This is a genomic window from Roseateles sp. AC306 (genome assembly GCF_979253795.1).
The window spans coordinates 108,642-132,812 of the sequence record NZ_CEEDEB010000008.1 but is presented as its reverse complement, the minus strand read 5'-3'; the positions used below and the strand labels follow the sequence as shown (position 1 = coordinate 132,812).

Genomic DNA, 24,171 nt, shown 5'->3' with positions numbered 1-24,171 from the left:
AGCGGGAGCGAAGCGGTTCGCGTCTTCCCGCTAACCGACCGGCTGTTGCACGGCGCAGCTCGTGCACGTGGTGCTGGTGTGCGGTTCAGGGCCTCTTCTTTGGTGACTTTCTTCTGGCCCCGCAGAAGAAAGTTACCCGGCCGCCGGGACGGACTCCCGGCAATGCAGCGATGAGGCAGACCGCCTCGCAAGAGCAACCTTTTCGCCGCTCCGGAGGCGCCGCCCGACAACCCTCACCAACGCGGCGCCACCTGCTCCCCCGGCAGCAACTCATACGGCAGCTTCCACCCGGGCAGCGCAGCCTTCAACCGGTCGCGCCAGGCGGCAACGGCCGGGTACTCCGTGGCCACGTCGATGCCGCTTTCCTCGACCGGAAAGAACTGGTATCCCGCCAGCGAGATGTCCGCGATCGTGGGCGCGTCGCCGACGATGTACTGCCGGCCCGCCAGATGCTTCTCGACGATGCCGAAGGCGTTGTCGATGCGGCCCTTGAACCAGGCCATCAGCGTCGGATCGGGCGCAACGGGCGCGAACGACTTCATGAAGCGGTAGGTCGCGAAGTAGCTCGTGAACTTGTGGTTGTCGAAGAACAGCCAGCGCAGCACGTCCTGCCGCTCGTCGTCATTCGCACCGCCGTACTGGCCGTGGCGCTCGGCCAGATAGAGGAGGATGGCAGCCGACTGCGTCAGCCGCTTCCCATCCACTTCAAGAATGGGCACCTCGCCCATCTCGTTCTCCGTCTGCCGCCAGGGCTCGGAGCGGGTCAGCCCGGCGGCGAAGTCGGCCAGCGGCACGTGCCGCGCCGTCCAGGGCAGCTGCAGCGCCTGCAGCAGCAGCGCGACCTTGTAGGTGTTGCCGGATTGGGAGAAGCCGTGGAGGGTGGTCATGCGAGATCAGCGTTGTTCGGGCGGCAGGCCCTGCAGCGCCTGGACGAGGCGGGCATGGGCGTCCAGGTCGACGGGCCGGAGCTTGGGTTCGGTGCGGGCGGGGTAGCTGGCGAGCGAGTTGCCGCCCTTCCAGTCGCGGCTGGGCCGCACCGGCCGCGGCATGAAGCCGCCGCCGCAGTTGGGGCAGACGTTGCCCAGCAGCCCTTCGGCGCAGGCCGCGCAGAAGGTGCATTCGAAGCTGCAGATGCGCGCCTCCAGCGACTCGGGCGCGAGCGCCACGGCGCAGTGCTCGCAGCAGGGGCGGAGTTCCAGCATCAGCGCGCCGTCCGGTAGGGCTCGTCCTCGACGATGAAGTCCTGCTCACGCAGCGCGTCCGCCACCCAGTCCTCCACGGCTGGGTGCGCCAGCAGCGCGTCGCGATACGCGGCCGCGGTTTCGGACACCGGCAAGCCGAAGCGGCTCAGCCGCACGGCGACCGGCGCGAAATAGGCGTCGGCCGCGCTGAATTCACCGAACAGGAAAGGCCCGCCGCTGATCTTGAGCGCGTCGCTCCAAGCCGCTTCCAGCCGCGCCACGTCGGCACGCAACGCCTCGTCCTCGGCCCACAGCTTCTGTCCCACGTCGGGGAAGAAGGCCTCGATGTTCATCGGGCAGGCATTGCGCAGCCGCGTGAAGCCGGCGTGCATCTCGGCGCAGAGCGTGCGCGCCCGGGCGCGTGCCTTGGCGTCGCGCGGCCAGATGGCGTGCTCTGGGTGGCGGTCGGCGATGTACTCGGTGATGGCGAGCGTGTCCCAGACCGTGAAGCCGTCGTCCTCAACGATCACCGGCACGCGCTGCGTCGGCGTGATGGCGCTGATGACGCGGTACCACTCGGAGCCCGGCGTGAAGTCAAAACGCAGCTTGACCTCCTCGAATGGAATGCCGAAGGCCGCCAGCAGCACGCCGCTGCGCATGGACCAGGACGAATAGTTCTTGTTGCCGATGTAGAGCTTCATGGGGCCTTTCATGTCGAAGGCGTCGAGCTTATGAGAGCGCCGCCGCTCGAGCGATGAGCAATCCGCAATGGATTAATGCCGGGCGCGCCAGGCGTCCAGCCGCGCAATGCCGTGGCCGGGCGTCAGATAGCCCGGCAGCACCGCCTCCAGCGAGGCCGGCACGATGCCCAGCTCGGCCAGGCCTGGCAGCTTGCCGCTCGGCACGTTCGGCACGCTCAGCGAGGCCAGGTTGTCACGCGACAGCAGGGGCTCGCCGGGCAGACACGCCATGGCCAGCGCCTGAAGCGTGGCCAGCGGGCCCGGCAGCGCCAGCACGGTGCGTTCATGGCCCGACATCCGGCCAGCCAGACGCACCAGCTCTTTCAAGGTCAATTCGCGCGGGCCGGCGATCTCATAGGTCTGACCGATGGCCTCGCGGCGCAGCAGCACCTCCGCCAGCGCCTGTGCCAGGTCTTGCACCCACACGGGTTGCAGGCGAGCGTCAGCGCCGCCGAGAGGCATCAGCGGGAACAGCCGCTGCAGGCGCACGAAGAGGTTGACGCTCTTGTCGCCCTCGCCGAACACCAGCGAAGGCCGCAGCAGCGTCAGGTTCAGCGCGCCGGTCTGCGTGGCCACCTGCAGCACAGCCTCGCCGGCCGCCTTGCTGCGCAAATAGCGCGACGGCGCATGCTCGGCCACACCCAGGGCGCTGACATGCACGACGCGGCGCGCACCCGACGCCGCGATACGCCGCGGCAGCTCCACGTGCACATGCTCGAAGGCTGCCGCGTTGCCCTGCAGGATGGCGACGAGGTTGACGACGGCGTCATGGCCCCTGACCAGCGCCGGCAGGTCGCGGAAGACATCGGCCTGCACGACCGTGACACCGGGCAGGCTCTGCACGGCCTGCGCATGCGGCAGCCGCCGGGTCGGCACCGTGATGCGCACGCCGGCACCCAGGCGGCGTGTCAGCTGTTCGCAAAGAGCGCGGCCGACAAAGCCGCTGCCGCCGAGGATGAGGACGGACAGGCTCATGATCAGTAGCCTCCCACGGCGGCCGGCGGCACATCGCTGACGTCGGCTTCTCGGGCGCCCGCGGGGCCGACGCTCGTGCCGAGACGCTCGCGCAGCCGCGTGGCCGGCAGGCCAAGCACCTGGGCGTAGACGGCGCCGCCCAGCAGGACCTTGCGCACGTAGTCGCGCGTCTCGTTGAAGGGGATGTTCTCCGCCCAGATGGCCGCATCGATGACCGGGCCGTCGCGCCAGCGCGCAGGCCGCCCGGGGCCGGCGTTGTAGGCGGCCGCGGCAAGCGCCTGGGCGCCGTCGAAGCGCTCCAGCACCAGCTTCAGGTAGTGCGTGCCGATGCGCAGGTTGAAGTCGCGGTCGTGCATCAGGTCGGGGCTGTAGGCCAGGCCGGCCTTCTTGGCCGTCCACTTGGCCGTGGCCGGCATGACCTGCATCAGCCCGGCCGCGCCGACGTGGGAGCGAGCATCCAGCACGAAGCGCGATTCCTGGCGGATCAGGCCGTAGACGTAGGCCGGGTCCAGCGCCGCCGTCTGGGCCTCGCGCATCAGCTCCGCGCGGTGGGGCAGGGGGTAGCGCTGGGCGATGTCGATCTCGGCCTTGGTGCGCTCGCTGGTGTTGATGCAGCGGTCCCAGACCTCCCGGTCGCAGGCCTCCTGAGCGGCGGCCAGCAGGGCGCGGTCGCCCATGCCGCGCAGCGAGAAGTTCCACTCGCGCACGCCCTCGCTGCGCAGGCCCAGGTCGATGAGCCGCAGCGCCCGCGTCAGGCCGGCGTGGCTGCGTGCGGCGCGGCGCTCGTCGGCCGTCAGCGGCGCGGGCACGGGCGGCAGCGGCGTGGGCAGGGCCAGGTCCTCTGCGGCCAGGCGGCCGAAGTAGTTCAAAGGCGTGGTGGCCAGCGCGGCGAGCTGGGCGCGTGCGGCAGCCGCATCGCCCTGCATGCGCGTGGCCCGGGCCCGCCAATAGACCCAGGCCGGGTCGCGCTGCTCGGCCGTGCTCATCTGCTCGATGGCACGCAGGGCCACGGCCGGTGCCTTGGCGCGCAGCGCGGCGCGGGCGGCCCAGGCGAGGGTGTCGTCGCTCAACTCGACGTCGGGCGCGAGCCTGTAAGCGCGCTCGAAGGCGGGCAGCGCGTCGTCGCGCAGGCGCAGCGCCGACTGGCGGCCGATCTGCGCCCACAGCCAGGCCTGCAGGTCCTTGGGCAGCTGGCGCCACTTGTCCAGCAGCACGTCGCCAGCCTGATCCGGGTCACCGGCGGCCACGCGGGCCAGGGCCAGCGCGGTCAGCTCAGCCTCGGCGCGGGTCGACGTGCGAGCCTTGCGCGTCAGGTAGCGGCCGGCGTTGTCCTGCAGTTCGGCGAGCTTCTGGTCCAGCGGCCTGGCTGCCAGCAGCGCCACGGCCTGCTTCGCCGCGCGCGGTTTGCCCTGCTCGGTCGCCTGGCGCGCCCTGGCCCACAGTGTGTCGGGTTTGAACAGGCCCGCGTCGACAAAGGTACTGGCGAGCAGGTTGCAGCCGTCGTCGCCATCCTTCTGCGCCATCCAGGCGGTGCGCGCCGTGTCAGCGCTGATCTTGCTGCCCGCCACGTGGTCGGCCAGCAGCGCGTAGCAGGCCACCTCGCGGTCATCGCGCATCTGGTAGCTGGCGTGGTCGCGGCGGAAGTTGGCCCAGTCGCGGCGGCGGCCCAGCTCCAGCAGCCAGTCGTTGCGCAGCCGGTCTTCCACATAGCTGCCGGGGAAGCGCGCGTAGAACGCGTCCATCTCCGGCTGCCGCACCTCGGCCAGGCGCGCGTTCAGGTCGAAATACTCGACCCAGCCGGCCAGCGGATGGTTTTGCGCGCGGGCCGCGTCCACCAGGCCGGACAGGCGCTTGCGGTCACGCTTGACCCAGGCCTCACGGGCCTGGACGGCGAGGTCGTTGTCAGTCGGGGTTGGTGCCGCGCCTACGCCCAACGCCACCGCTGCCAGCAGCGCCAAAGCTGCCTTGATCACTCGCCCACCGATTTCATTCATGCCCGCGCCCGCCTAGCCAACGAATTTAACCCACGGGCAGATCGGCTCCACGCATCAGGGCGTTCGCCCTGTTCGAGGGGGTTGTGATAGCGCTGTCCATTCACTAGGCTCCGCTGCAAACGACAAGGAGACAGTCCATGAAGAAGCCCCTGCACTTGCTGGCCCTGCTGGCGGCCGGCCTGTTTTTGAGCCTGGCTGCCCATGCCGCTCCCGACCCTTATCCGAACGGTGGCAACGAGGCGCCGTCGAACAGCTTCGTGGCCGCCGCGAGTGGCGCGCTGGTGGCCTACTACACCGGCCTGGCTGGCGGCAATACCAACGTCGTCGGCGTCAGCATCAACGGGGTGGATGGCCTGCCCGGCCTCTCGAACAAGACCAGTGCCTATGGCGCCAGCTTCGTGCTGGGCCAGGTGGCGGCGGGCGACAGCCTGGTCTTCTTCATCGACTCCGACGATGGCAGCAGCACCCTGCGCTTCTACAGCGACAAGGCGCGAAGCAGCGACGGCAAGAACCACGCGTGGACGTCGAGCTTTGCGGGCGACGCGAGCTTGCCGGCCGGCCTGCACATCGCTTTCGAGGACCTCAACGGCGGCGGCGACTTCAACTACGCCGACCACGGCATCGTCGTCACGCTGGTCACCGCCACGCCGGTGCCCGAGCCGGCCAGCTGGGCCTTGCTGTTGTGTGGCGCTGCCGGCATGGCCGTGCTGCGCCGTCGCCACATCCGCTGAAGCGACGCCGAAACCGATCACGCCCCCGGTGGCTCAGGCTGCCCGGGGCGCTGTTTTTCATGGGTTCCAATAGCGCAACTCCACTGACGCGCGCCCATGTCTGCTGCCATCCATCACGACCGCGCCGAGCTGCGCCGCAGCCTGCTGGCCGGCCGCCGCGCCTTTGCTGCGACACCAGCTTTCCAGGCGGCCGAGCACGCCGTGCGGCAGTCGCTGGCGGCCTTGCTCGCGCAGTTGGAGCCCGAGCTGCTCGGCGTCTACTGGCCACTGGCCGGCGAGTTCGACCCCGGCGCCTTCGACTGCCCACGCGCCCTCCCATTCGCCCGACGTGACCCGGCCGAGATGGTGTTTCGACGCTGGGACGGCAGCGAGCCCGCGGTGCAGGATGAATGCGGCATCGCGACCAGCACCGGCGCCGTCGCTGTGCCCGATGTCGTCCTCGTGCCCTGCGTCGGCTTCACGCGTGAGGGCTTTCGCCTCGGCTACGGCGGCGGCTACTTTGATCGCTGGCTGGCGGCGCATCCGGGCGTGACGACCATCGGCCTGGCCTGGTCGGGCGCTGAAACCCATTTCCCTGTCGAAGCGCATGACCGCGCCCTGACTCTCATCCTCACCGAGCGCGAGCTCATCACCCCCGACTAGAGAAAGCCCCCCGCACGATGCACGACAACATGACCCTCATCTCCACGCTGGCCGCCGCGTTCGGCCTTGCCTTGGTGCTGGGCCTGTTGGCGCAATGGGCACGCCTGCCGGCCCTCGTGGGCTATCTGCTGGCCGGCGTGCTCATCGGGCCGCATACGCCGGGCTTCGTCGGCGACGTGCACCTCGCGCAGCAGCTGTCGGAGGTCGGCGTCATGCTGCTGATGTTCGGCGTGGGCCTGCATTTCTCGGTGGGCGACCTGATGTCGGTCAAGGGCATCGCCCTGCCCGGCGCGCTGGTGCAGATGGCGGCGGCCACGGCGATGGGCGCAGGACTGGCGCACTGGTGGTGGGGCTGGGACCTGGCGGCGTCGCTGATCTTTGGCTTGGCGCTGTCCGTCGCCAGCACGGTGGTGCTGCTGCGCGCGCTGGAGTCGCGCGAGCTGCTGCACACCGGCAACGGCCGCATCGCCGTGGGCTGGCTCATCGTCGAAGACCTGGCCATGGTGCTGGCGCTGGTGCTGATTCCGGTGCTCGGTGCCAAGAACGAAGGCGGCTCCCAAGGCAACCTCGCCGTCACCATCGTCACGACGCTGCTCGCGGTGGCCGCCTTCGTCGCCGTCATGCTGATCGCCGGCCGGCGACTGCTGCCGTGGATGCTCTGGCAGGTCAACCGCACCGGCTCGCGCGAGCTGTTCACGCTGGCCACCGTGGCGGCGGCCGTGGGCCTGGCGGTGGGCGCGGCGGCGCTGTTCGGCGTGAGTGTGGCGCTGGGCGCCTTCTTCGCCGGCCTGGTGCTGCGCGAGTCGGCCTTCAGCGAGCGCGCGGCCCACGAGAGCCTGCCACTGCGCGACGCCTTCGCGGTGCTCTTCTTCGTCGCCGTGGGCATGCTGTTCGACCCGCGCATCCTGGTCGACCAGCCGCTCGCCGTGCTGGCCACGGTCGCGGTCATCCTCATCGGCAAGACAGTGGCGGCCGGCGTGCTGGTGCTGCTGCTGCGCTACCCGCTCAGCACGGCGCTGACGGTGGCCGTCAGCCTGGCGCAGATCGGCGAGTTCAGCTTCATCCTGCTCGGCCTGGGGCACAGCCTCAAGCTCGTGCCGCCCGAGGCGACCAGCCTCGTCGTGGCCGGCGCCATCGTCTCCATCGCACTGAACCCGGTGCTGTTTGCGGGCGTCGAGCCGCTGCGGCGCTGGGTGCTGGCGCGGTCGGCCTGGGCGCGCAAGCTGGAGGCGCGCGACGACCCGCTGGCCGAGCTGCCGGCCGACACGCCGCAAAGCTCGCTGGCGGGGCAGATCGTCCTCGTCGGCCACGGCAGCGTCGGCACCGCCTTGCATGAGCTGCTTGGCAGCCAGCCCCTCGTCGTCATCGACCGGGACCGCGACATCGTCGAGAAGCTGCGCGCCGCCGGCCAGGCCGCCGTGCTGGGCGACGCCGCGGAGGCCGTGACGCTGGTGCAGGCCCACATCGCCCAGGCGGCCTGGCTGGTCATCACGCTGGAAGACGTGCGCGGCGTGCCGGCGGTGCTGTCACTGGCGCGCCAGCTCAACCCGCAATTGCGCTGCGCCGTGCTGGCGCACACGGAAGAGGAAGCGCAGTGGCTGCGCGACGCCGGCATCACCCATGTGCTGCGGGCGCAGCAGGCGCTTGCCGAGGCCTTGGCGCGGGTGGTGGCCGTTCCCGTTCAAACCCCGGCCAGCTGATCCCGCGTGATCGCTGCCTGCTCGCGCACCCAGTCGACAAACTGCTGCACCTCGGGCCGGCGCGCGGCGTTCGGGCCGACGATGAGCCAGTAGCTGAACGGGCTGCCCAGTCGGCCGCTCTTGCCGAAGGGCTCGACCAGCTCGCCCCGCTGCAACTGCTCGTGCACCAGTGGCAGCCGCGCCAGCGCCACGCCCTGGCCGGTCAGCGCGGCCTGCACCTGCTGGTAGGTGAAGTTGAGATACAGCCAGCGGCGCGGTTGCAGGTCGGGCTCGCCGTGGGCTGTCAGCCAGCGGCGCCAGCCGAGGTATTCGGCGCTGGGGCGCGGGTCGTCTTCCTCCGCAAGCGCATGGCCGGCGAGATCGGCCACGCGCTTCAGCGGCGCGGGCGGCTTCTGCAAGTACCAGGAGCTGACGGTCGGTGACAGCGTCTCCTCGAACAGCTGCTCCGCGTCCGCCGGCACGGCCGGGCGGTCGTCGTAGCGCAGGGCCAGGTCGCTCTCGCCGTCCTCGAGGTCCACGCGGCGGTCATAGGCCGAGACGCGGATGTCGATGTCTGCATGCTCGCGCTGGAAGGCCTCCAGCCGCGGGATCAGCCACAGCGACGCGAAGGACGCGAACGTCGTCACGTTGACGACACGCCGGCCGCGCGTGCGGCGGATCTGGCGCACGGTCTGGTCGAGCTTGGAGAGCACGGCCACGGCCGTGGGCAGCAGCACGGCGCCTTCGCCGGACAGCTCCACCTTGCGCGTGCCGCGCAGGAAGAGGGTGCAGCCGATTTCCTCCTCCAGCGACTGGATCTGCCGGCTGATGGCCGACTGCGTCAGACTCAGCTCCTCGGCGGCCGCGCGAAAGGACAGCAGCCGGGCCACGGCCTCGAAGGCGCGCAGGGGGCCAATGGACAGCGGCCTTTGCCGCAAGGGCTGGGTGGGCTGATTCATGCGCGGATGGTATCAATCCGCGCCGCGGAGTCATTGGACCGCCCTGGGTGATCTACGCAGAATCCCTCACATCAACCCAGGAGTCTCATCATGAGCGATGCGCAATCTGTATGGCATTTGGACAGTGGCCGGGCCATGACCCTGGCCGGTGGCGCCGAGGCGCGCCGCCTGGCAGTGGCACGTGGCCGCGTCTGGCTGACCTTGTCCGGCACCGCCGCCGAGCCGGCCGAAGACAAGTGGCTGGAGGCCGGCGAGGCCGTGGCGCTGGCAGCGGGTCAAACCGCCGTGCTGGAAGCCTGGCCCGCGGCCGATTTCGAGTTGCTGGTGCCGCCCTGCTCAGCCTCGGCGAGCCGCGGTCTTTTTGGCAGCCGGCTGTTTGGCGGCTGATTTGACCGTTGGTTTCTTTGGCTTGGGCGTCGCCTTGGCGTTCGCGGCCCGCAGCGCGGCCTCCAACGCCAGCCGCGCCCAGGGCAGCATCAGCGGCGGCGACTCCAGCGTTTCCTCGGGCGGCTGGTAGTAGCTGATCACCTGGCGCTCGCCGTTCTTGGTCGAGTAGCTGAAGGGCTCGCAGCCGGCCGCGACGAAGCGCTCGCGCGTCACGTCATCGGTCTTCAGGTAGAGCTGGTTCTGGATGACCAGGGCCATGAACAGGCCGTCCACGTAGATGCCGTGGCCGCCAAACATGCGGCGCACGCGCACCGGGCCGAGGGGCTGGAGAAGCTCGACGCAGAGTTCGATGAAGCCGTCCATGTCAGCCTTCAACCTTTCCACGTGAAGGGGAAGTGCAGCTGGCGCAGGAAGCCGTCGGGCACGTAGTCGCCCAGCACGCCGTAATGCTCCGGCCATTTGCGCTCCGACTGCACGGCGGTGCCAAAGAGATGGTCCAGGAAGGCGAAGTGGGCCGCGTAGTTCTTGTCCAGCGCTTCGTTGTCCTGCGAGTGATGCCAGTGGTGGAAATTGGGCGTGACGATCACGTAGCGCAGCGGCCCCAGCCGCACGCTGACGTTGGCGTGGTTGAACACCGCCTGAAAGCCGACGACGACGATGTAGGCGTCGATGACCTCCTTGCTGAAACCCAGCACGAAGATCGGCGCCAGCACCAGCGTGCGCGTGATGACGAGCTCCAGGATGTGCTGCCGCGAGCCGGCGAGCCAGTCCATGCTTTTCACGCTGTGATGCACCGCATGCAGCCGCCAGAGCGTGGGTACCTCGTGATAGGCACGGTGCGTCCAGTACTGCACCAAGTCGGCCACCAGGATGATGAGGAAGAGGGCGATGGGGAAGGGCAGGTCCTGCACCCAGGCGCGGATGCCGTCCTTGGCCGCCCAGCCGAACAACTGGTGCACCAGCAGGTTGGTCGCCAGCATCACGAAGCCCACGGCCAGGTGGTTGACGATGAAGTGGTGGAAGTCCGTCTGCCACTCGGGGCGGAACACCGGCTGGTCGCGGCGCAGCGCGAACAGCTTCTCGATGAAGACGAAGATCAGCGTCGAGCCCAGCAGGTCGAGGATGAACCAGTCCAGGCCGATGTAAGGCGTGTTGTCGGGGAAATTCGGGTCCACCTCCACCTTGTGCCCGCCTAAAGCGAGCGCCAGGCCCAGCAGCACGAAGGTCCACAGCGCCAGCCAGCGCGAGCGGCTGAAGACGATGTTGAACAGCGCCAGCCCGCCCGACAGCACCAGCGCCCAGTAGAGCAGCCGGCGCACCACGTCGACGTCGTAGGACTGGCGCAGCTGCGGTGTCGTCAGGTACTCGGGGAAGTGGAAGGCCAGCACGCCCAGAAAGCACAGGATGGCCAGCGACAGCGCGATGACGCCGCTGATCAGGCCCTTGCCCGGCTGGAGCGCGCCGCTCGATTCACTGAGTTGATTGATCCGGTTCAACATGCTTGTTCTCCCTGCGTGCCGTGGTGCGGCTGTGGCGAGGCGCGACTCTACCGACGCAGGGCCTTGGCCCACAATGGCCGGATTCACAGGCCAGCGAGGAGGCTACGCCCTTGGACGCCAACGACCGCGCCGCCATCCGGCACAAGCTGATCGAACAACGCCTGGCCCTGCCCAACCGGCTGGACCTGGCGGCCGAGTTGCAGGAGGTGCTGAGCGTCTGGCTGCTGCGCCGGCGCGAGACCACCATCGGCGCCTACTGGCCCATCAAGGGCGAGTTCGACCCTCTGCCCGCCCTCTACCGCTGGGGCGAGACCCACCCGCACCGACGCATCGGCCTGCCGGTGGTGGACAAGGTCCACGGCACGCTGCGCTTTCACGTCTGGTACCCCGGCTGCCCGATGGAGGAAGACGCCTTCCACATCCCCAAGCCCAAGGGCACCGAGGAGTTCAAGCCGCAGCTGATGCTCGTGCCCTGCCTTGGCTTCGGGCCTGCCGGCCTGCGGCTGGGCTATGGCGGCGGCTTCATGGACAAGACGCTCGCCGAGATGGACCCGCGGCCGGCGTCGGTGGGCATCGGCTATGCGCATGGCTTTTTGCCGTTGCTGAAGCCGAGTCAGTTGGATGTGGCGCTGGATGCGATGCTGACGGAGGAGGGGGTGGTGTGGGATCGGGAGGGGTGAGGGGCGTTGCCGTTGGCTTGGTTGCTCTTGCGGAGGGCTGTCGCGACTCTCTGCATTGCCGGGCGGGACTCCCGGCATGGGCCTTCGCAAGCTACGCGCATGTCCGCGAAGCGTAAAAGGGAAGATAGCGCCTGCCGGACAATCCCGGCACCTCACTTGCCACAAGCAAACCGCCATGTCCAAGCCGGCCCTGCTGATCCTCTCCACCGTCGCCCTGCTGCTGACGCAATCCGTTCAGGCCGCCCCCAAGTCCTGCGACGAACTCAAGGCCGAGATCGCGACCAAGCTCGATGAAAGAGGCGTCAAGGGTTACGAGCTGACGGCCGTCGGGAACGACAAGGTCGGCGACGCCAAGGTCGTCGGCAGCTGCGACGGCGGCACGAAGAAGCTGACCTACGTGCGCAAGTGAGGTGACGGCCATGAGCCTGTATCTCGACCATCTCGCCACACTGCAACAGCAGGCCGAATCGGCGCTTGAACGCACCGGCTTCGACACGCTGCTGATCGCCTCCGGCATCGAGAAATACGCCTTTCTCGACGACCGGCCCTATCTCTTCCAGCCCAACCCGCATTTCAAGCACTGGCTGCCGCTGACCAACCATCCGCACTCCTGGCTGGCCGTGCGGCCGGGCATGAAGCCGCGCGTCGTCTACTTCCAGCCCGACGACTACTGGCATGTGCCGCCCAGCGCGCCGAGCGGCGAGTGGGTGGATGCCGTCGAGCTGATCGTCATCCGCGAGCCAGAGGACGCGGCCAAGGCGCTGGCCGATGTCATCACGCCGCGCACGGCCATCGTCGGCGAGACGGATGCGGCGTTGCCCGGCATCACGCCGAACAACCCCGAGCTGCTGCTGAACCTGCTGCACTGGGCGCGCGGCGTGAAGACGCCGTACGAGCTGGAACAGATGCGCGCCGCCCAACGCCGCGCGGTGCCGGCGCACCGGGCCGCGCGCCAGGCCTTCCTGGCCGGCGCCAGCGAGGCCGGGATCCACCGCGCCTACCTCGTCGCCAGCGGCCACACCGACCGTGACCTGCCCTACGGCAACATCGTCGGCCTCAACGAGCATGCAGCCGTGCTGCACTACCAGTACCAGGACGAGAGCCCGCCGGCCCAGTCGCGCAGCTTTCTCATCGATGCCGGCGCTCAGGTGAACGGTTATGCCAGCGACATCACGCGCACCTGGGCCGCGCCGGGCCATGACGAGTTCGAGGCGCTGATCGCGGCAATGGAGGTCGAGCAGCTCGGCCTCGTCGACGAGGTGCGCGAGGGCGTGGACTACCGCGACATCCATCTCAGCGCCCATCGCCGCACAGCACGCGTGCTGGGCGGTGCGGGCATCGTCAACATGAGCGAAGAAGCCATGGTGGCCGAGGGCGTCACCAAGCCCTTCTTCCCGCATGGCATCGGCCATCTGCTGGGCCTGCAGGTGCATGACGTGGGCGGCTTCATGTCCAGCCAGGATGGCGGCCTGGCCGACAAGCCCGAGGGCCACCGCTACCTGCGCCTGACGCGACCGCTGCAGGCCGGCATGGTGGTCACCATCGAGCCGGGCCTGTACTTCATTCCGATGCTGCTTCGTGAGCTTCGGGCGTCCAGGCATGCCAGCAACGTGGATTGGGATGCCGTTGACCGTCTGGCGCGTTACGGCGGCATCCGCATTGAGGACGACGTGGCCTGCCGCGCGACGGGCGAGGCGCCGGAGAACCTGACGCGGGACGCGTTCGCGGTGGCGTGATGGGCATTGCGACGGCACTGCTGGCCAGCGCGATCGCGCTGCCCGCCAGCGCGCCGCCGCCCGACGCGCAGCTGGGCCGCGTCCAGGTCCAGGGCGAGTCGACCTTGGTGCGGGAGACGAAGACGCTGGGGCAGCTCTTCAAGGCCGAGGCGCTGTTCGAACAGTACCGATCGCTCGCACCTGCCGCCGCCCTGACTTTCAAGGTCTACCCGCGCAAGCAGGCGGAGTCGGCGCCCAGCCTGGAGTTGGGCCTGATGACGCCCGCCGGCCGGCAGCCGGTGGCTCTGGATGCCGACGACCGCTTCGTCATCGCCCCGGCCTGGCGCGCGTTGCCTGAGCGCACCGAGCTGCGCAGCCGCCTGGCGGATGGCCGCGTGACGTGGCGGCCCGACATTCGCACGCCCGGCGTGGCCGACGGCGAGCGGCGGCTGGGCGACCTGCGGCTGCAATGCCGCGTGGGCTTTGGCAGCGGTGTCGCACGGGGCGCGACCGGCTTCGGCTGGTTGCGCTCCCTGGTCATCGACGACTGCGACGACCGCGAATGGAGCCCGAGCAACTTTGCGGACCGACCCGTCTTTGCCGTCACGCTGGTGCACGGCGAGCGGCGGCTGACGCTCAGCGGGCGCTTGCTGCACGGCCTGCGCGACAGCGACGCGAAGGACTACGACTGGGGCTATTCGCTCCGCGAGCGCATGTTCCGGCTGCCGATTGGCGACCCCGGCTGGCCGGACGACACGCGCGTCGTCTTCGAGGCCATGGATGACCCCGCCGTGCCGCCGGATGCGGCGGTGCAGGCGCTGGCCGACGACTGGGCGAAGGCGGCGCTGGCTCTGCTACCCGGCCTGACGCCCGCCGAGCTCGCGCAGCGGCTGGGCACAGCCGGCGACGACACGCGCTTTGAATCAGGCCGGCGGCTGCAGCGCCATCTGCATGAGATCAAGGCGGCGCCCGCGCCGATGCAGCTGGAGCTGGTCAGCCTGTTCGGCGCGGATGACCGGCTGGTGAAGACGTCGCTGCGCCGTGTCGATGGGCAGCGGTACTGAGCCTCGACCCAGGATCAAGGCTGTTTGGGATCACCGTACTGCACACCGCGCCCGTGCGTGCCGACATAGACGCGGCCGAAGAGCTTGGGGTCGCCGCTGATCTGGAGGATCAACCCCCACTGATGGGCGTCGTCGTTGATGCGCTGCCAGCTGGCGGCGCCGTTGACGGAGCGGAACACGCCGTACTGGCCGGACACGGTGCCGACGAGGTAGACGGCCGGGTCGGCCGCGCCAGGCGCTGCGCGGCCGAAGCCGAAGGCGTGGATCTGCGAGACGCCGGGCAGGCGCTTGAAGGCCTGGCCGCTGGCGGCGCGGTAGAGGCCGTGGAAGGCCGCCACCCAGAGGTCGCCCTCGCGGCCGGGCGTGGCGTAGAGGCGGTCCTGGCCGCCCCGGTTGTCGCCGCGGCCGGTGAGGTTGTGGCTACCTGTCGCGGTGCGGGCAACGGCCCCGTCGGACAGGGCCAGCGGCTGAGACTTGAACGTCAGGCCGCCGTCATCACTCGCGTAGAGCTTGTCGTCGAACAGCGCCATCGCGTGGAAGCGTCTGGGGTTCACGCGGTCGGCAATGACGCGGGTGCCGGCGGGCAAGCCTTGCACGGCGGTCCAGGTGTCGCCGCGGTCGTGGCTGACGTAGGGGACGCCCCAGTCCCTGGATTTCGGCGTCCACACCCAGGCCTTGCCGTCGGCGGACACGGCGATGAAGCCGTCGCCGGCCTTGGGGTCGGGCACGGTGGCGGGCTCGCGCCAGGTCTTGCCGCCGTCCAGCGAGTAGCCGAGGTTCTTGGCGCCATCGCGCGCCTTGCCGATGCGCACGATGACCTCGGGCGCCGCTTCAGCGCCGGTCACGTCGTGCGTGTTGCCGAAGAAGGGCGGCTTGGGGTTGCCCGGGGCGGGCTTGTCGAGGTCGGTGTGGACGAAGCCGGAGTAGTCGCCGATGGCCGTCACCAGCGGCACGCCCTTGGTCGGGCTGTGCAGGGCCAGCGCCACGGTTTCCTCGATGCCGGTGGCCATGACGCGCCAGGTCGTCGGTTTGCCCTTGTCGGCCTGGGTCAGGTCCAGCGTCTCCCAGCCGCCGTAGCCGGTGGTGAAGAGGGCGTGGTCGGGGTTAGCGGGGTTGATCCTGACGTCGTAGAGCCAGTGCAGGTGGGTGTCGGCGACGTAGGGCGCGGCGGTGGCGTCGAAGCGGGCGGCGGGGAAGAGCGGCGTCCAGGTGGCGCCGCCGTCCGTGCTGCGGAACAGCTGGTCGCCCTTGCCGCGGCCGGCCGTGCTGGCGAGCAGGCGCTGCGGGTGGCTGGGGTCGACGGCCACCGTGGCGTAACCGAAGAGGTCAGTGGCGCTGGGGCGTTCGGGCGTGATGTCGGCCCAGGGGCCACTGCGGGTGTCCAGGCGCCACACGGAGCCGTCCTGCATGCGGTGCGGGCCGGGCTCGCTGGCATAGGCGACGTACAGGCGTCCGTCGCTGGCCAGCGCGGCGCGCATGGGGCGGTGCTGCGTCGGCGCGCCGGGGACCGGGCCCCAGGTCGCGCCGGCATCGCGGCTGATCCACAGGCTGGGCCGGCCGACGACCGAGACACCCGCGTAGAGGGTGCGGCTGGGCTTGCCGCGCGTGCCGCTCGTGGGGTCAAACAGGACGAAGTTGATGGTCGCCTTGCCGTCGCTACCGCCCCAGCTGGGCGGCGGGCCGTCGGTCTCGTTGCGACGCCAGGCGGCGTCGGGGAAGGCGTCGACACGCTGGAAACTGGCCGCCGCATCGCCACTGCGCCACAGGCCGGCGAGGCGGCTGGCCAGATAGATCACGCGGCCGTCGTTGGGGTCCACGGCCAGGCGCTCGCCGTTGCCGCGCCCGCCTTCGTTGCCCCCGAGCTTGAAGGGCAGGTCGGTGCGCAGGAACGTGCGGCCGCGATCCCTCGAGCGCAGCACGGCGCCATTGGGCACGGCGGGGTTGGTGTAGGTGCCGCAGGCCAGATAGAGGGCGTCGGGGTTGTTCGGGTCAACGGCCAGGCTCTCGACGCCCATCAGATTCACTTCGGCGAGCGGCAGCCAGTCCAGCAGCGGCTGCCAGGCGCCGGTGGCGGTGTCGCGACGGTAGGCGCCGCCCATGTCGGTGCGGGCGTACACGAGGCCCGGCACGGCCGGCTGGAAGGCAAAGCCGTCGACAAATCCGCCGCCGACGATGGCAACCGGGCGCCATTGGTAGGGCTCGCCCTTGGGTGGCTCAGCCTGGGCCAGATGCGCCGACGTGACGGCCAGCAGCAGGGCGCCCAGCAGGGGCTTGATGGGGTTCATGTCTCTCAAACGGCTTGTTCTCGTGTCGATATCGTCGTTTTGTTCGATGGTCGAACAAATACGGTTTACCCGGGGAAACCAGACGTTCCCTGGTGAGCCGGCGGCAACCGGCCAGGGTTCACGGCAGGTCCTAAAGGACCCGGAAATGTGATACTTGCGTGCTGGAACAATAGGCCACAAAAAATGGAACGTAATTCCATTTGAATCAAGAGGCAGCAAGAGTCATGAGCAAAACGATCTCGATGAGGCACACGCTGAGCTACGGCAGTGCGAACCTGCTGGGCAGCGGCGCCCTGGCCATCGCGGCGGCTTGGTTGCTCTATTTCTACACGACCTTCTGCGGGCTGACGGTCGTCGAGGCCGCCACGATCTTCTCGGTGGCCAGTATCCTGGACGCCATCAGCAACCCCGTGATGGGGTATATCAGCGACAACTTCTACAACACGCGCCTGGGCCGAAAATTCGGACGCCGCCGATTTTTCATTTTGGTCGGCATCCCCGCCGTGCTGCTGTATCCGCTGATGTGGATCGAGGGTTTCGGGTTCTGGTACTACCTGAGCATGTATGCACTGTTCGAGCTGGTCTACACCATGATCATGGTGCCTTATGAAACCCTGGCGACGGAGATGACTGACGATTTTGCCGTCCGCTCCAAACTCACGGGGTCCAAGGCCATGTTCGGCAAGGGCGCCAATTTCCTGGCCGCCTTCATCCCGGCCCAGCTCTTCCTGATCTACAGCAAGGAGTCGGCCACACCCTTCCTGCTCACCGGCATCATCTACGCCCTCATCATGTGCGGCGCCATGACGGCCCTCTACCTCTCCTCCTGGGAGCGGCCCGTGCACGAGGTGGTGCAGGAGCGCGCCGGCAGCCTGGGCCAGGCCCTCAAGAAACTCTGCATGGACATGCTGTCCACGTTTCACCTCAAGATTTTCCGCAAACACCTGGGCATGTATCTGCTGGGCTTTGGCGCGGAATGGCTGTTTGCTTCGATATTCACCTATCTGATCGTCTTCAGCATGGGGCAGGATAAATCGGTTGTCGGCTATCTGAATAGCTTCAGCTCAGTGATGCAGCTGATATCGACCATGGTATTCATCGGCCTGTGCATCAAATTCGGTTTTGCACGTCCCTACCGCATCGCACTGCTGATCGTCTGCGCAAGCGTGCTGGCCTATACCGCGCTGTTCTACCTGGGCTGGTCCAAGCAGACCACTGCCATCGCACTCTTCGCCATCACGGCCGTGTTCGGCCTGGGTACCGGCGGGGTCTACTACATCCCCTGGACGGTCTACACCTTCCTGGCAGACGTCGACGAAGTGCTGACCGGCCGGCGGCGTGAAGGCATCTATGCCGGCGCCATGACCTTCGCCGGCAAGATCACCCGTTCGGCCGTTGTCTTCGCCATGGGCTGGATGCTCGGCCAGTTCGGCTTCCTTTCCGGCCAGGCCACCCAGCCGGAAAGCGCCGTCAACGCCATCGTCGGCATCTTTTGCTTTGGCGTCATCGGCCTGGCACTGGGCGGCATCTACTACACCTACCAGATGAAGCTCGACCGCAAGAACCACGCCGTCCTGCTGCAGGAAATCGCCCGCATCAAGGCCGGTGGCCTGATCGCCGACGCGCCGCCAGAGGCCCGTGCCGTGGCCGAGGAACTGACGGGTTGGAAGTACGAGGAATGCTGGGGGAACAACAAGCTGGCCCCGCACGGGGCGGCGCCGGCGGCACGCGCATAGTCAGCGGTTGACGTTTACGTTGGCGCAGTCCTCCTCAGCGACTGCGCAGCGAGGCGATCAGCCCGTCGCAGGCCGATTCCACCAGGTCCAGCACCTCATCGAACCCTGCCGCGCCGCCGTAGTACGGGTCTGGCACATGCGGATTCCCGGCATGCGGCGCGTAATCCATCAACAGCTTCAGCCGGTGACGCTGATTGGGCGGGCAAAGCCGCTCGGCGTGGGCCAGGTTGTCCTCGTCCATAGCCAGCACCAGATCGAAGCGGGCGAAGTCTTCAGCCAGCAGCTTGCGCGCTCGCAGCGCGCTGAGGTCGTAGCCACGCAGGGCCGCATGCTCCTGGCTGCGCTCATCAGGCGGCGCGCCGATGTGATAGCCGTGGGTGCCCGCGGAGTCGACCTCGACATCCAGCCCGGCAGCCTTGAGCTTGGCACGCATGACGCCCTCGGCCGTCGGGCTGCGGCAGATGTTGCCCATGCAGAAGAAGAGGATGCGGCGTGTCATGGCCGCATTCTCGCCAGTGCCTTAAAAGCGCATGTCGGCCCGGAGGGAAATGACGCGGAAGGTCTTGTTGCGCGACCAGCTTTCGGTCAGGTACTCGGGCTGAGTTTCGCTTTTGGGGCTGAGGCCTACCGAGCTGTCCTCAGCGTCGCGCGGCATCAGGTTGGCCATGGTCAGGCGCCAGTTGATGCCGTCGCGCACGGCACCGCTGCTCCAGGACAGGTAGGCGTCGAACTGGCGGCGCGCCGTGATGTCGCGGCGCAGTGTCTCCGTCACCTGCTCGCGGGTGGCGGGCACGTAGTTGGCGTTGAAGCCGCTGCCGAAGTTCAGGCCCCAGGCTTTCCAGCGGTGGTCGATGCCGAAGTTGAAGCTGCCGCGCGGCTGGTCGCCGACGCGGTTGCTGTTGCCCGGAAAGCCTTGCACCTTGTTCTTGAACACAGCGGCGTTGAAGCGCAGCAGCATCATCTGCAGTTCGGCCGGCGCGTCTTCCCAGAGCTCGTCCATGCGGGCCTTGAACTCGAACTCCAGCCCCGTCATGCGCGCGGTGCCCATATTGCGCGGGCGAATGACCCAGCGCTGCGCGGTGTCCCAGCTCACCGTCTCCAGCAGCACGTCCCGGCGGATCATGTTCGTGACGTCACGCAAGAAGGCGGTGCCCGAGATGATGCCGCCGGTGGGCAGCCAGTGCTCCACGCTCAGGTCGACACCGGTGGCCAGCTCGGGCTTGAGGTCGGGGTTGCCGGCGCGGTCGGCGTGGGTCTGCTCGTTGGGGCCCTCGGGGTAGGTGGTGTTGATGCTGGGCCGGGCGGCCAGGTCGTTGAGGTTGGGCGAGCGGTAGCTGCGCGTCAGGCTCAGGCGCACCTGGTCTTTGGGGAAGGCCTCGGGCTTCCACAGGATGTGGAGCAGCGGTGAAGTGACCTGGGACAGGTTGCGGGTCTCGGGCAGCGAGCCGGCGGCGGCGACCGTGGTCTCGATGCGCTCGTAGCGCAGCCCCGCGTAAATTGACCACTGCTTGCTCGGGCTCCACTCGTCCTGCGTGAAGGCGGCAAAGCGCTCGTTGCTCGTGGCCAGCGTGTTGCCGAAGCGCACCAGGCCTGGCAGCACCGCGCCGTTGACCAGCGTGTCGACCACCTGCGTGCGCTCGCTGCGCTCCGCTTCGGCGCCGGTGACCCACTGGTGTTCCTGGGCGGTCTTCAGGCTCCAGCGGCCGCTCACGCTGGTCTGGTTGTCCTCGACCGAGTTGTGGTCGACCTGCGTGCGGTCCGTCGTGACGCCGCCGATGATGGTCTTGTCGCGGCGTTGGCTGTTTCGGGTGTTTTTGGAGGTGCCCGTGCCCAGGCGCAAGCTGAAGCTCTCGCCCACCTGGGGCCGGTAGTCGCCCGACAGGTTCAGGCGCAGATTGTGGTTCCTGGCGTCGTTGTCGCTGTGGTTGTCGCGGAAGCGCGTGCCTTGGCCGTCGGTCTGGCTGCTGCCCTCGTTCTGTGACAGGAAGAACGATGGCGACAGGTTGAAGGTCAGCTTGTCGCTGTACTTCCAGCGCAGCCGCGCATTGCCGTTGAGGCTGGTGTTCTGGCTTTCGCTGTTGCCGACCTGTGTGTTCTCTTCGACGACCTCGCCGGTCTCGGTGTCGGTCTTGCGGGTGCCCGTGTCGACATTGTTGAAGAACCGGCGGATGTTGCCGTTGGTGGAGATGGCACCGACGAACTCGTCGCCGTTGGGCCCGCCCCATTTCAGGTTGCGCGTCCAGCTGGCGTCGGCCTGGGGTTCGTTGCGGTCCCAGCCCACGCCGAGGCGCACCTCATGGTTCGATTTCTGCAGCGGCTCGCGAAGGATGATGTTGATGGTGCCCGCAATGGCCCGCGCGCCGGTGGCGGCAGTGGGCGCGCGGTAGATCTCGATGCGCTCGATCTGGTCGGGCGGCAGGTCCTCCACGGCGAAGCCGGGCGGCGGGCGTTCGTCGTCCACGAGGATCTGCGTGGCACCGCCGCCCATGCCGCGCATGCGGATGTCGCCGCCACGTCCCGGGCGGCCGCCGAGGGTCACGCCGGGCAGCCTGCGCAGCACGTCGCCCAGTGCGGTGTCGCCGTACTTCTCCAGGTCCTCGCGTTCGATGACGATCTTGCTGGCCGTGCTGTTGCGGCGCCGGCTGTTGGCGGAGGGGCCGCTGCTGACCTCGACGCGGTCCAGGCGGTTGCCCGCGCTGCTGGCAGCCGGCGCGGGGGCGCTGGCGGCCGCGGGCTTGGGATCGGGGGAGGCGGGCGGTGTCTGGGCCGCGCACAGGGCGCTAGCGCAGAGCGCAGCCAGCGCTAGAAGGGAACGGCTCATGGCCGCGATTCTCCGTACGCATGGTTACGCTGAATCACGTAAAGCGCTCATTTACATGAGCGGAGAACGACTTAGCCGTTAAGCCCCAGGCGCTTGCAAAGTTCTAGCGTCAACGCCGACTGGTTGAGCGTGTAGAAGTGCACGCCAGGCGCACCACCTGCAATCAATCGCTCGCAGAGCCTGGTGACGACGTCCAACCCGAATGCGCGGATGCTGGTGGCGTCGTCCATGAAGCCCTCCATCTTCATCTGCACCCAGCGTGGGATCTCGATGCTGTCGCGCTGTGCGAACTGGGCGATGCGACCGTAGTTGTGGAAGGGCATGATGCCCGGCACGATGGGCTGGGTGACACCCAGGCGGCGTGCCTCGTCCACGAAGTGGAAGTAGGCGTCCGGGTTGAAGAAGAACTGCGTGATGGCGCCGTCGGCACCGGCCTTCATCTTGTCGGCAAAGTGCTGCAGGTCGCGCGCGGCATAACGCTGCTGTGGGTGTGTCTCGGGGTAGGCGGCCACCTCGATGTGCCAATCCTTGCCTTGGGTCTCACGGATGAAGCTGACCAATTCGGACGCGTAGCGGAACTCGCCCGCCGTGGCCGTGCCGCTGGGCAGGTCGCCGCGCAGCGCCACGACGCGGCTGATGCCGCGGTCGCGGTAGGTGGCCAGGATCTCGGCGATGTTCTCCCGCGTGGAACCGACGCAGCTGAGATGAGGCGCGGCGTTGAAGCCGGCCTCAGCGATGTCCATCACCGCATTCAGCGTCTTGTCGCGCGTGGAGCCCCCGGCGCCGTAGGTGACGCTGAAGTACTGCGGCGACAAGGCGCCCAGTTCCTGCACGACGGTCTTGAGTTTCTCGACGCCGACCGGCGTGTTCGGAGGGAAGAATTCAAACGAAACAGGCGTGCTCATCGAGAGGCCCACAAAAAGAATTCGCGATTGCCATCACCGCCGGTGATGGGGCTGTCGAAATAGTCCAGCACCTTGAGGCCAAGCGCCGTACAGGCCAGGCGCACGCGGCCTTCCAGGCGCGGGTAGTCGGCCTCGTCCTTGACGAGACCGCGCTTGTCCAGTGCCTTCGGCCCCAGTTCGAACTGCGGCTTGACCAGCACCAGCAGATGGCCGTGCGACTCGAGCCAGGGCAGCAGCTCGGGCAGGCTGCCCACCATGGAGATGAAGCTGAGGTCGCCGACGATGAGCGTGAAGCCGCCCGTCGGTGCATGCTGGCGCAGCACGCCCAGCTCGCGCACATGCACACCCTCCAGCGACGACACGCGCGCGTCGGTCTGCAACCGCGCATGCAGCTGTCCGTGGCCCACGTCGATGCCGACGACATGCCGTGCGCCGCGCGCCAGCAGGCAGTCGGTGAAGCCGCCGGTGCTCTGGCCGATGTCCAGCACCGTGTGCGTGCTGACGTCGAAACCCGTGTGGTCCAGCGCGCCTTCCAGCTTGAGCCCGCCACGCGATACATAGCGCAGCTCCGCGTCATCGGTGACGCGCAGCTGCGCCGTCTCGGGCAGGTCCTCGCCCGCCTTCTTCAGCACGGCCCAGCCAGTGGGCGAAGCCCATTCGGCGGCGCCGTTCTGGATCAGGCGCTGGGCGGCCGAGCGCGTGGGCGCCAGGCCTTGCGCGACGAGGATCTGGTCTGCACGCATCAAGGAGCGATCAATAGCGGTAGGCGTCCGGCTTGTACGGGCCCGCCTTGTTCACGCCGATGTAAGCGGCCTGCTCCTCGGTCAGCTCAGTCAGCTGCGCATTCAGCGTGGTCAGCTGCAGGCGGGCGACCTTCTCGTCCAGGTGCTTGGGCAGCACATAGACCTGGCCGACGGCGTAGTTGTCCTTGTGCGCGTACAGCTCGATCTGGGCGATGGTCTGGTTGGCGAAGGACGAGCTCATCACGTAGCTCGGGTGGCCCGTGCCGCAGCCCAGGTTCACCAAGCGGCCCTTGGCCAGCAGGATGATGCGCTTGCCGTCCGGGAAGATCACGTGGTCGACCTGCGGCTTGATCTCTTCCCACTCGTACTGCTCCAGCGCCGCGACCTCGATCTCGTTGTCGAAGTGGCCGATGTTGCTGACGATGGCGTTGTTCTTCATCGCCAGCATGTGCTCGTGGCGGATGACGTTCTTGTTGCCGGTCGTCGTCACGAAGATGTCGGCCTTGTCCTGGGCGTACTCCATCGTCACGACGCGATAGCCTTCCATCGCGGCCTGCAGCGCGCAGATCGGGTCGATCTCGGTCACCCAGACCTGGGCCGACAGCGCGCGCAGCGCCTGCGCCGAGCCCTTGCCCACGTCGCCGTAGCCGGCCACGACGGCGATCTTGCCGGCCACCATCACGTCGGTGGCGCGCTTGATGCCGTCCACGAGGGATTCACGGCAGCCGTAGAGGTTGTCGAACTTGCTCTTCGTGACCGAGTCGTTCACGTTGATGGCGCGGAACAGCAGCGTGCCCTTGGCCGACATTTCCTTCAGGCGGTGCACGCCCGTGGTCGTCTCTTCGGTCACGCCGATGATCTCGGCGCTCTTGCGGGTGTACCAGGTCGGGTCCTGGGCGACCTTGGCCTTGATGGCCGCGAACAGGATGCGCTCTTCCTCGCTGCCCGGATTGGCCAGCACGGAGAGATCCTTCTCGGCCTTCTGGCCCAGGTGCATCAGCAGCGTCGCGTCGCCGCCGTCGTCCAGGATCATGTTCGGGCCTTCGCCCGGCTCGCCCTTGCCGGCGAATTCGAAGATGCGGTGGGTGTAGTCCCAGTAGTCTTCCAGCGTCTCGCCCTTGTAGGCGAACACGGGCGTGCCCACGGCGGCCAGCGCGGCGGCGGCGTGGTCCTGCGTGGAGAAGATGTTGCACGAGGCCCAGCGCACTTCGGCGCCCAGCGCCTGCAGCGTCTCGACGAGCACGGCCGTCTGGATGGTCATGTGCAGCGAGCCGGTGACGCGCGCACCCTTGAGCGGCTGTGTGGTGGCGTGCTCCTTGCGGATGGCCATCAGCGCCGGCATTTCATGCTCGGCGATCTTGATTTCCTTGCGGCCCCAGGCGGCGAGGGACAGGTCTTTGACGAGGTGGTCGGTGTTGCTCATGCAGGGCTCCTT

At 68.3% G+C, this 24,171-nt stretch carries 23 protein-coding genes; 9 read left to right on the top strand and 14 right to left on the bottom strand.

Annotated elements, in window-relative coordinates:
• Window positions 1-233 precede the first annotated feature (233 nt).
• From AC0IZJ_RS16970 to AC0IZJ_RS16950, 5 genes are all read right to left on the bottom strand, one after another.
• The gene (locus AC0IZJ_RS16970) at window positions 234-887 is read right to left on the bottom strand and encodes a glutathione S-transferase family protein (protein ID WP_471852049.1); all 654 of its coding nucleotides are present in this window, start codon (window positions 885-887) and stop codon (window positions 234-236) included.
• A gap of 6 nt (window positions 888-893) precedes the next feature.
• Window positions 894-1,202 (bottom strand): DUF1272 domain-containing protein, encoded by a 309-nt coding sequence (locus AC0IZJ_RS16965; RefSeq protein WP_471852047.1) that lies wholly within the window; start codon window positions 1,200-1,202, stop codon window positions 894-896.
• A complete protein-coding gene (locus AC0IZJ_RS16960) occupies window positions 1,202-1,882 on the bottom strand; it encodes a glutathione S-transferase (protein ID WP_471852045.1) in 681 nt (226 codons plus the stop codon). The genes AC0IZJ_RS16965 and AC0IZJ_RS16960 overlap by 1 nt, the downstream gene beginning before the upstream one ends.
• A 72-nt stretch (window positions 1,883-1,954) precedes the next feature.
• Window positions 1,955-2,896, bottom strand: a complete 942-nt coding sequence (locus AC0IZJ_RS16955) for a complex I NDUFA9 subunit family protein (protein ID WP_471852043.1) — start codon at window positions 2,894-2,896, stop codon at window positions 1,955-1,957.
• 2 nt (window positions 2,897-2,898) lie between these two features.
• On the bottom strand, window positions 2,899-4,890 hold the full coding sequence (locus tag AC0IZJ_RS16950) for a lytic transglycosylase domain-containing protein (RefSeq protein WP_471852041.1): 1,992 nt from the start codon (window positions 4,888-4,890) through the stop codon (window positions 2,899-2,901).
• A 137-nt stretch (window positions 4,891-5,027) separates the two neighbouring features.
• Here AC0IZJ_RS16950 and AC0IZJ_RS16945 point away from each other — a divergent pair, with 137 nt between their 5' ends.
• The 3 genes from AC0IZJ_RS16945 (at window position 5,028) to AC0IZJ_RS16935 (ending at window position 7,963) form a co-directional block, all read left to right on the top strand.
• Window positions 5,028-5,621, top strand: a complete 594-nt coding sequence (locus tag AC0IZJ_RS16945; protein WP_471852039.1) for a PEP-CTERM sorting domain-containing protein — start codon at window positions 5,028-5,030, stop codon at window positions 5,619-5,621.
• A gap of 96 nt (window positions 5,622-5,717) precedes the next feature.
• Window positions 5,718-6,263: a 5-formyltetrahydrofolate cyclo-ligase gene (locus AC0IZJ_RS16940; protein ID WP_471852037.1), complete on the top strand. Its 546-nt coding sequence runs from the start codon at window positions 5,718-5,720 to the stop codon at window positions 6,261-6,263.
• 17 nt (window positions 6,264-6,280) lie between these two features.
• Window positions 6,281-7,963, top strand: a complete 1,683-nt coding sequence (locus AC0IZJ_RS16935; protein WP_471852034.1) for a cation:proton antiporter domain-containing protein — start codon at window positions 6,281-6,283, stop codon at window positions 7,961-7,963.
• On the opposite strand, the gene AC0IZJ_RS16930 is transcribed toward AC0IZJ_RS16935, so the two are convergent.
• A complete protein-coding gene (locus AC0IZJ_RS16930) occupies window positions 7,945-8,901 on the bottom strand; it encodes a LysR substrate-binding domain-containing protein (RefSeq protein WP_471852031.1) in 957 nt (318 codons plus the stop codon). The two genes, AC0IZJ_RS16935 and AC0IZJ_RS16930, sit on opposite strands and share 19 nt — an antisense overlap.
• A gap of 90 nt (window positions 8,902-8,991) precedes the next feature.
• Here AC0IZJ_RS16930 and AC0IZJ_RS16925 point away from each other — a divergent pair, with 90 nt between their 5' ends.
• On the top strand, window positions 8,992-9,288 hold the full coding sequence (locus tag AC0IZJ_RS16925) for a DUF2917 domain-containing protein (RefSeq protein WP_471852028.1): 297 nt from the start codon (window positions 8,992-8,994) through the stop codon (window positions 9,286-9,288).
• Here the strand turns inward: AC0IZJ_RS16925 and AC0IZJ_RS16920 are convergent.
• Together AC0IZJ_RS16920 and AC0IZJ_RS16915 are read right to left on the bottom strand one after the other, a co-directional pair.
• The gene (locus AC0IZJ_RS16920) at window positions 9,238-9,651 is read right to left on the bottom strand and encodes a TfoX/Sxy family protein (protein ID WP_471852025.1); all 414 of its coding nucleotides are present in this window, start codon (window positions 9,649-9,651) and stop codon (window positions 9,238-9,240) included. The genes AC0IZJ_RS16925 and AC0IZJ_RS16920 overlap by 51 nt on opposite strands.
• 8 nt (window positions 9,652-9,659) lie before the next feature.
• Complete coding sequence (locus tag AC0IZJ_RS16915; RefSeq protein WP_471852022.1) at window positions 9,660-10,787, bottom strand: sterol desaturase family protein; 1,128 nt, start codon at window positions 10,785-10,787, stop codon at window positions 9,660-9,662.
• Window positions 10,788-10,897: 110 nt separating this feature from the next.
• Between AC0IZJ_RS16915 and AC0IZJ_RS16910 the strand changes: the two genes are divergently transcribed.
• The 4 genes from AC0IZJ_RS16910 (at window position 10,898) to AC0IZJ_RS16895 (ending at window position 14,246) form a co-directional block, all read left to right on the top strand.
• Window positions 10,898-11,467, top strand: a complete 570-nt coding sequence (locus AC0IZJ_RS16910) for a 5-formyltetrahydrofolate cyclo-ligase (RefSeq protein WP_471852019.1) — start codon at window positions 10,898-10,900, stop codon at window positions 11,465-11,467.
• Window positions 11,468-11,642: 175 nt separating this feature from the next.
• Window positions 11,643-11,876, top strand: a complete 234-nt coding sequence (locus AC0IZJ_RS16905) for a DUF1161 domain-containing protein (protein ID WP_471852017.1) — start codon at window positions 11,643-11,645, stop codon at window positions 11,874-11,876.
• 10 nt (window positions 11,877-11,886) lie between these two features.
• A complete protein-coding gene (gene pepQ / locus AC0IZJ_RS16900) occupies window positions 11,887-13,203 on the top strand; it encodes a Xaa-Pro dipeptidase (protein WP_471852014.1) in 1,317 nt (438 codons plus the stop codon).
• Entirely contained in the window at window positions 13,203-14,246 is a 1,044-nt protein-coding gene (locus AC0IZJ_RS16895) for a hypothetical protein (RefSeq protein ID WP_471852013.1), read from the top strand. Before pepQ ends, AC0IZJ_RS16895 begins: the two co-directional genes overlap by 1 nt.
• Window positions 14,247-14,260: 14 nt before the next feature.
• On the opposite strand, the gene AC0IZJ_RS16890 is transcribed toward AC0IZJ_RS16895, so the two are convergent.
• Window positions 14,261-16,531, bottom strand: coding sequence for a WD40/YVTN/BNR-like repeat-containing protein (locus AC0IZJ_RS16890; RefSeq protein WP_471852011.1), 2,271 nt, complete (start codon window positions 16,529-16,531; stop codon window positions 14,261-14,263).
• A 224-nt stretch (window positions 16,532-16,755) separates the two neighbouring features.
• On the opposite strand from AC0IZJ_RS16890, the gene AC0IZJ_RS16885 reads away from it, so the two are divergent.
• Window positions 16,756-18,267, top strand: coding sequence for an MFS transporter (locus tag AC0IZJ_RS16885; RefSeq protein WP_471852008.1), 1,512 nt, complete (start codon window positions 16,756-16,758; stop codon window positions 18,265-18,267).
• Window positions 18,268-18,301: 34 nt separating this feature from the next.
• On the opposite strand, the gene AC0IZJ_RS16880 is transcribed toward AC0IZJ_RS16885, so the two are convergent.
• From AC0IZJ_RS16880 to ahcY, 5 genes are all read right to left on the bottom strand, one after another.
• Entirely contained in the window at window positions 18,302-18,766 is a 465-nt protein-coding gene (locus AC0IZJ_RS16880) for a low molecular weight protein-tyrosine-phosphatase (RefSeq protein WP_471852005.1), read from the bottom strand.
• A gap of 21 nt (window positions 18,767-18,787) precedes the next feature.
• Window positions 18,788-21,088, bottom strand: coding sequence for a TonB-dependent receptor plug domain-containing protein (locus tag AC0IZJ_RS16875; RefSeq protein WP_471852002.1), 2,301 nt, complete (start codon window positions 21,086-21,088; stop codon window positions 18,788-18,790).
• Between the two features lie 71 nt (window positions 21,089-21,159).
• Window positions 21,160-21,993: a methylenetetrahydrofolate reductase [NAD(P)H] gene (gene metF, locus AC0IZJ_RS16870; RefSeq protein WP_471851999.1), complete on the bottom strand. Its 834-nt coding sequence runs from the start codon at window positions 21,991-21,993 to the stop codon at window positions 21,160-21,162.
• On the bottom strand, window positions 21,990-22,736 hold the full coding sequence (locus tag AC0IZJ_RS16865; protein ID WP_471851996.1) for a TlyA family RNA methyltransferase: 747 nt from the start codon (window positions 22,734-22,736) through the stop codon (window positions 21,990-21,992). The genes metF and AC0IZJ_RS16865 overlap by 4 nt, the downstream gene beginning before the upstream one ends.
• Before the next feature lie 10 nt (window positions 22,737-22,746).
• Window positions 22,747-24,159, bottom strand: coding sequence for an adenosylhomocysteinase (gene ahcY / locus AC0IZJ_RS16860; protein WP_471851993.1), 1,413 nt, complete (start codon window positions 24,157-24,159; stop codon window positions 22,747-22,749).
• Window positions 24,160-24,171 lie beyond the last annotated feature (12 nt).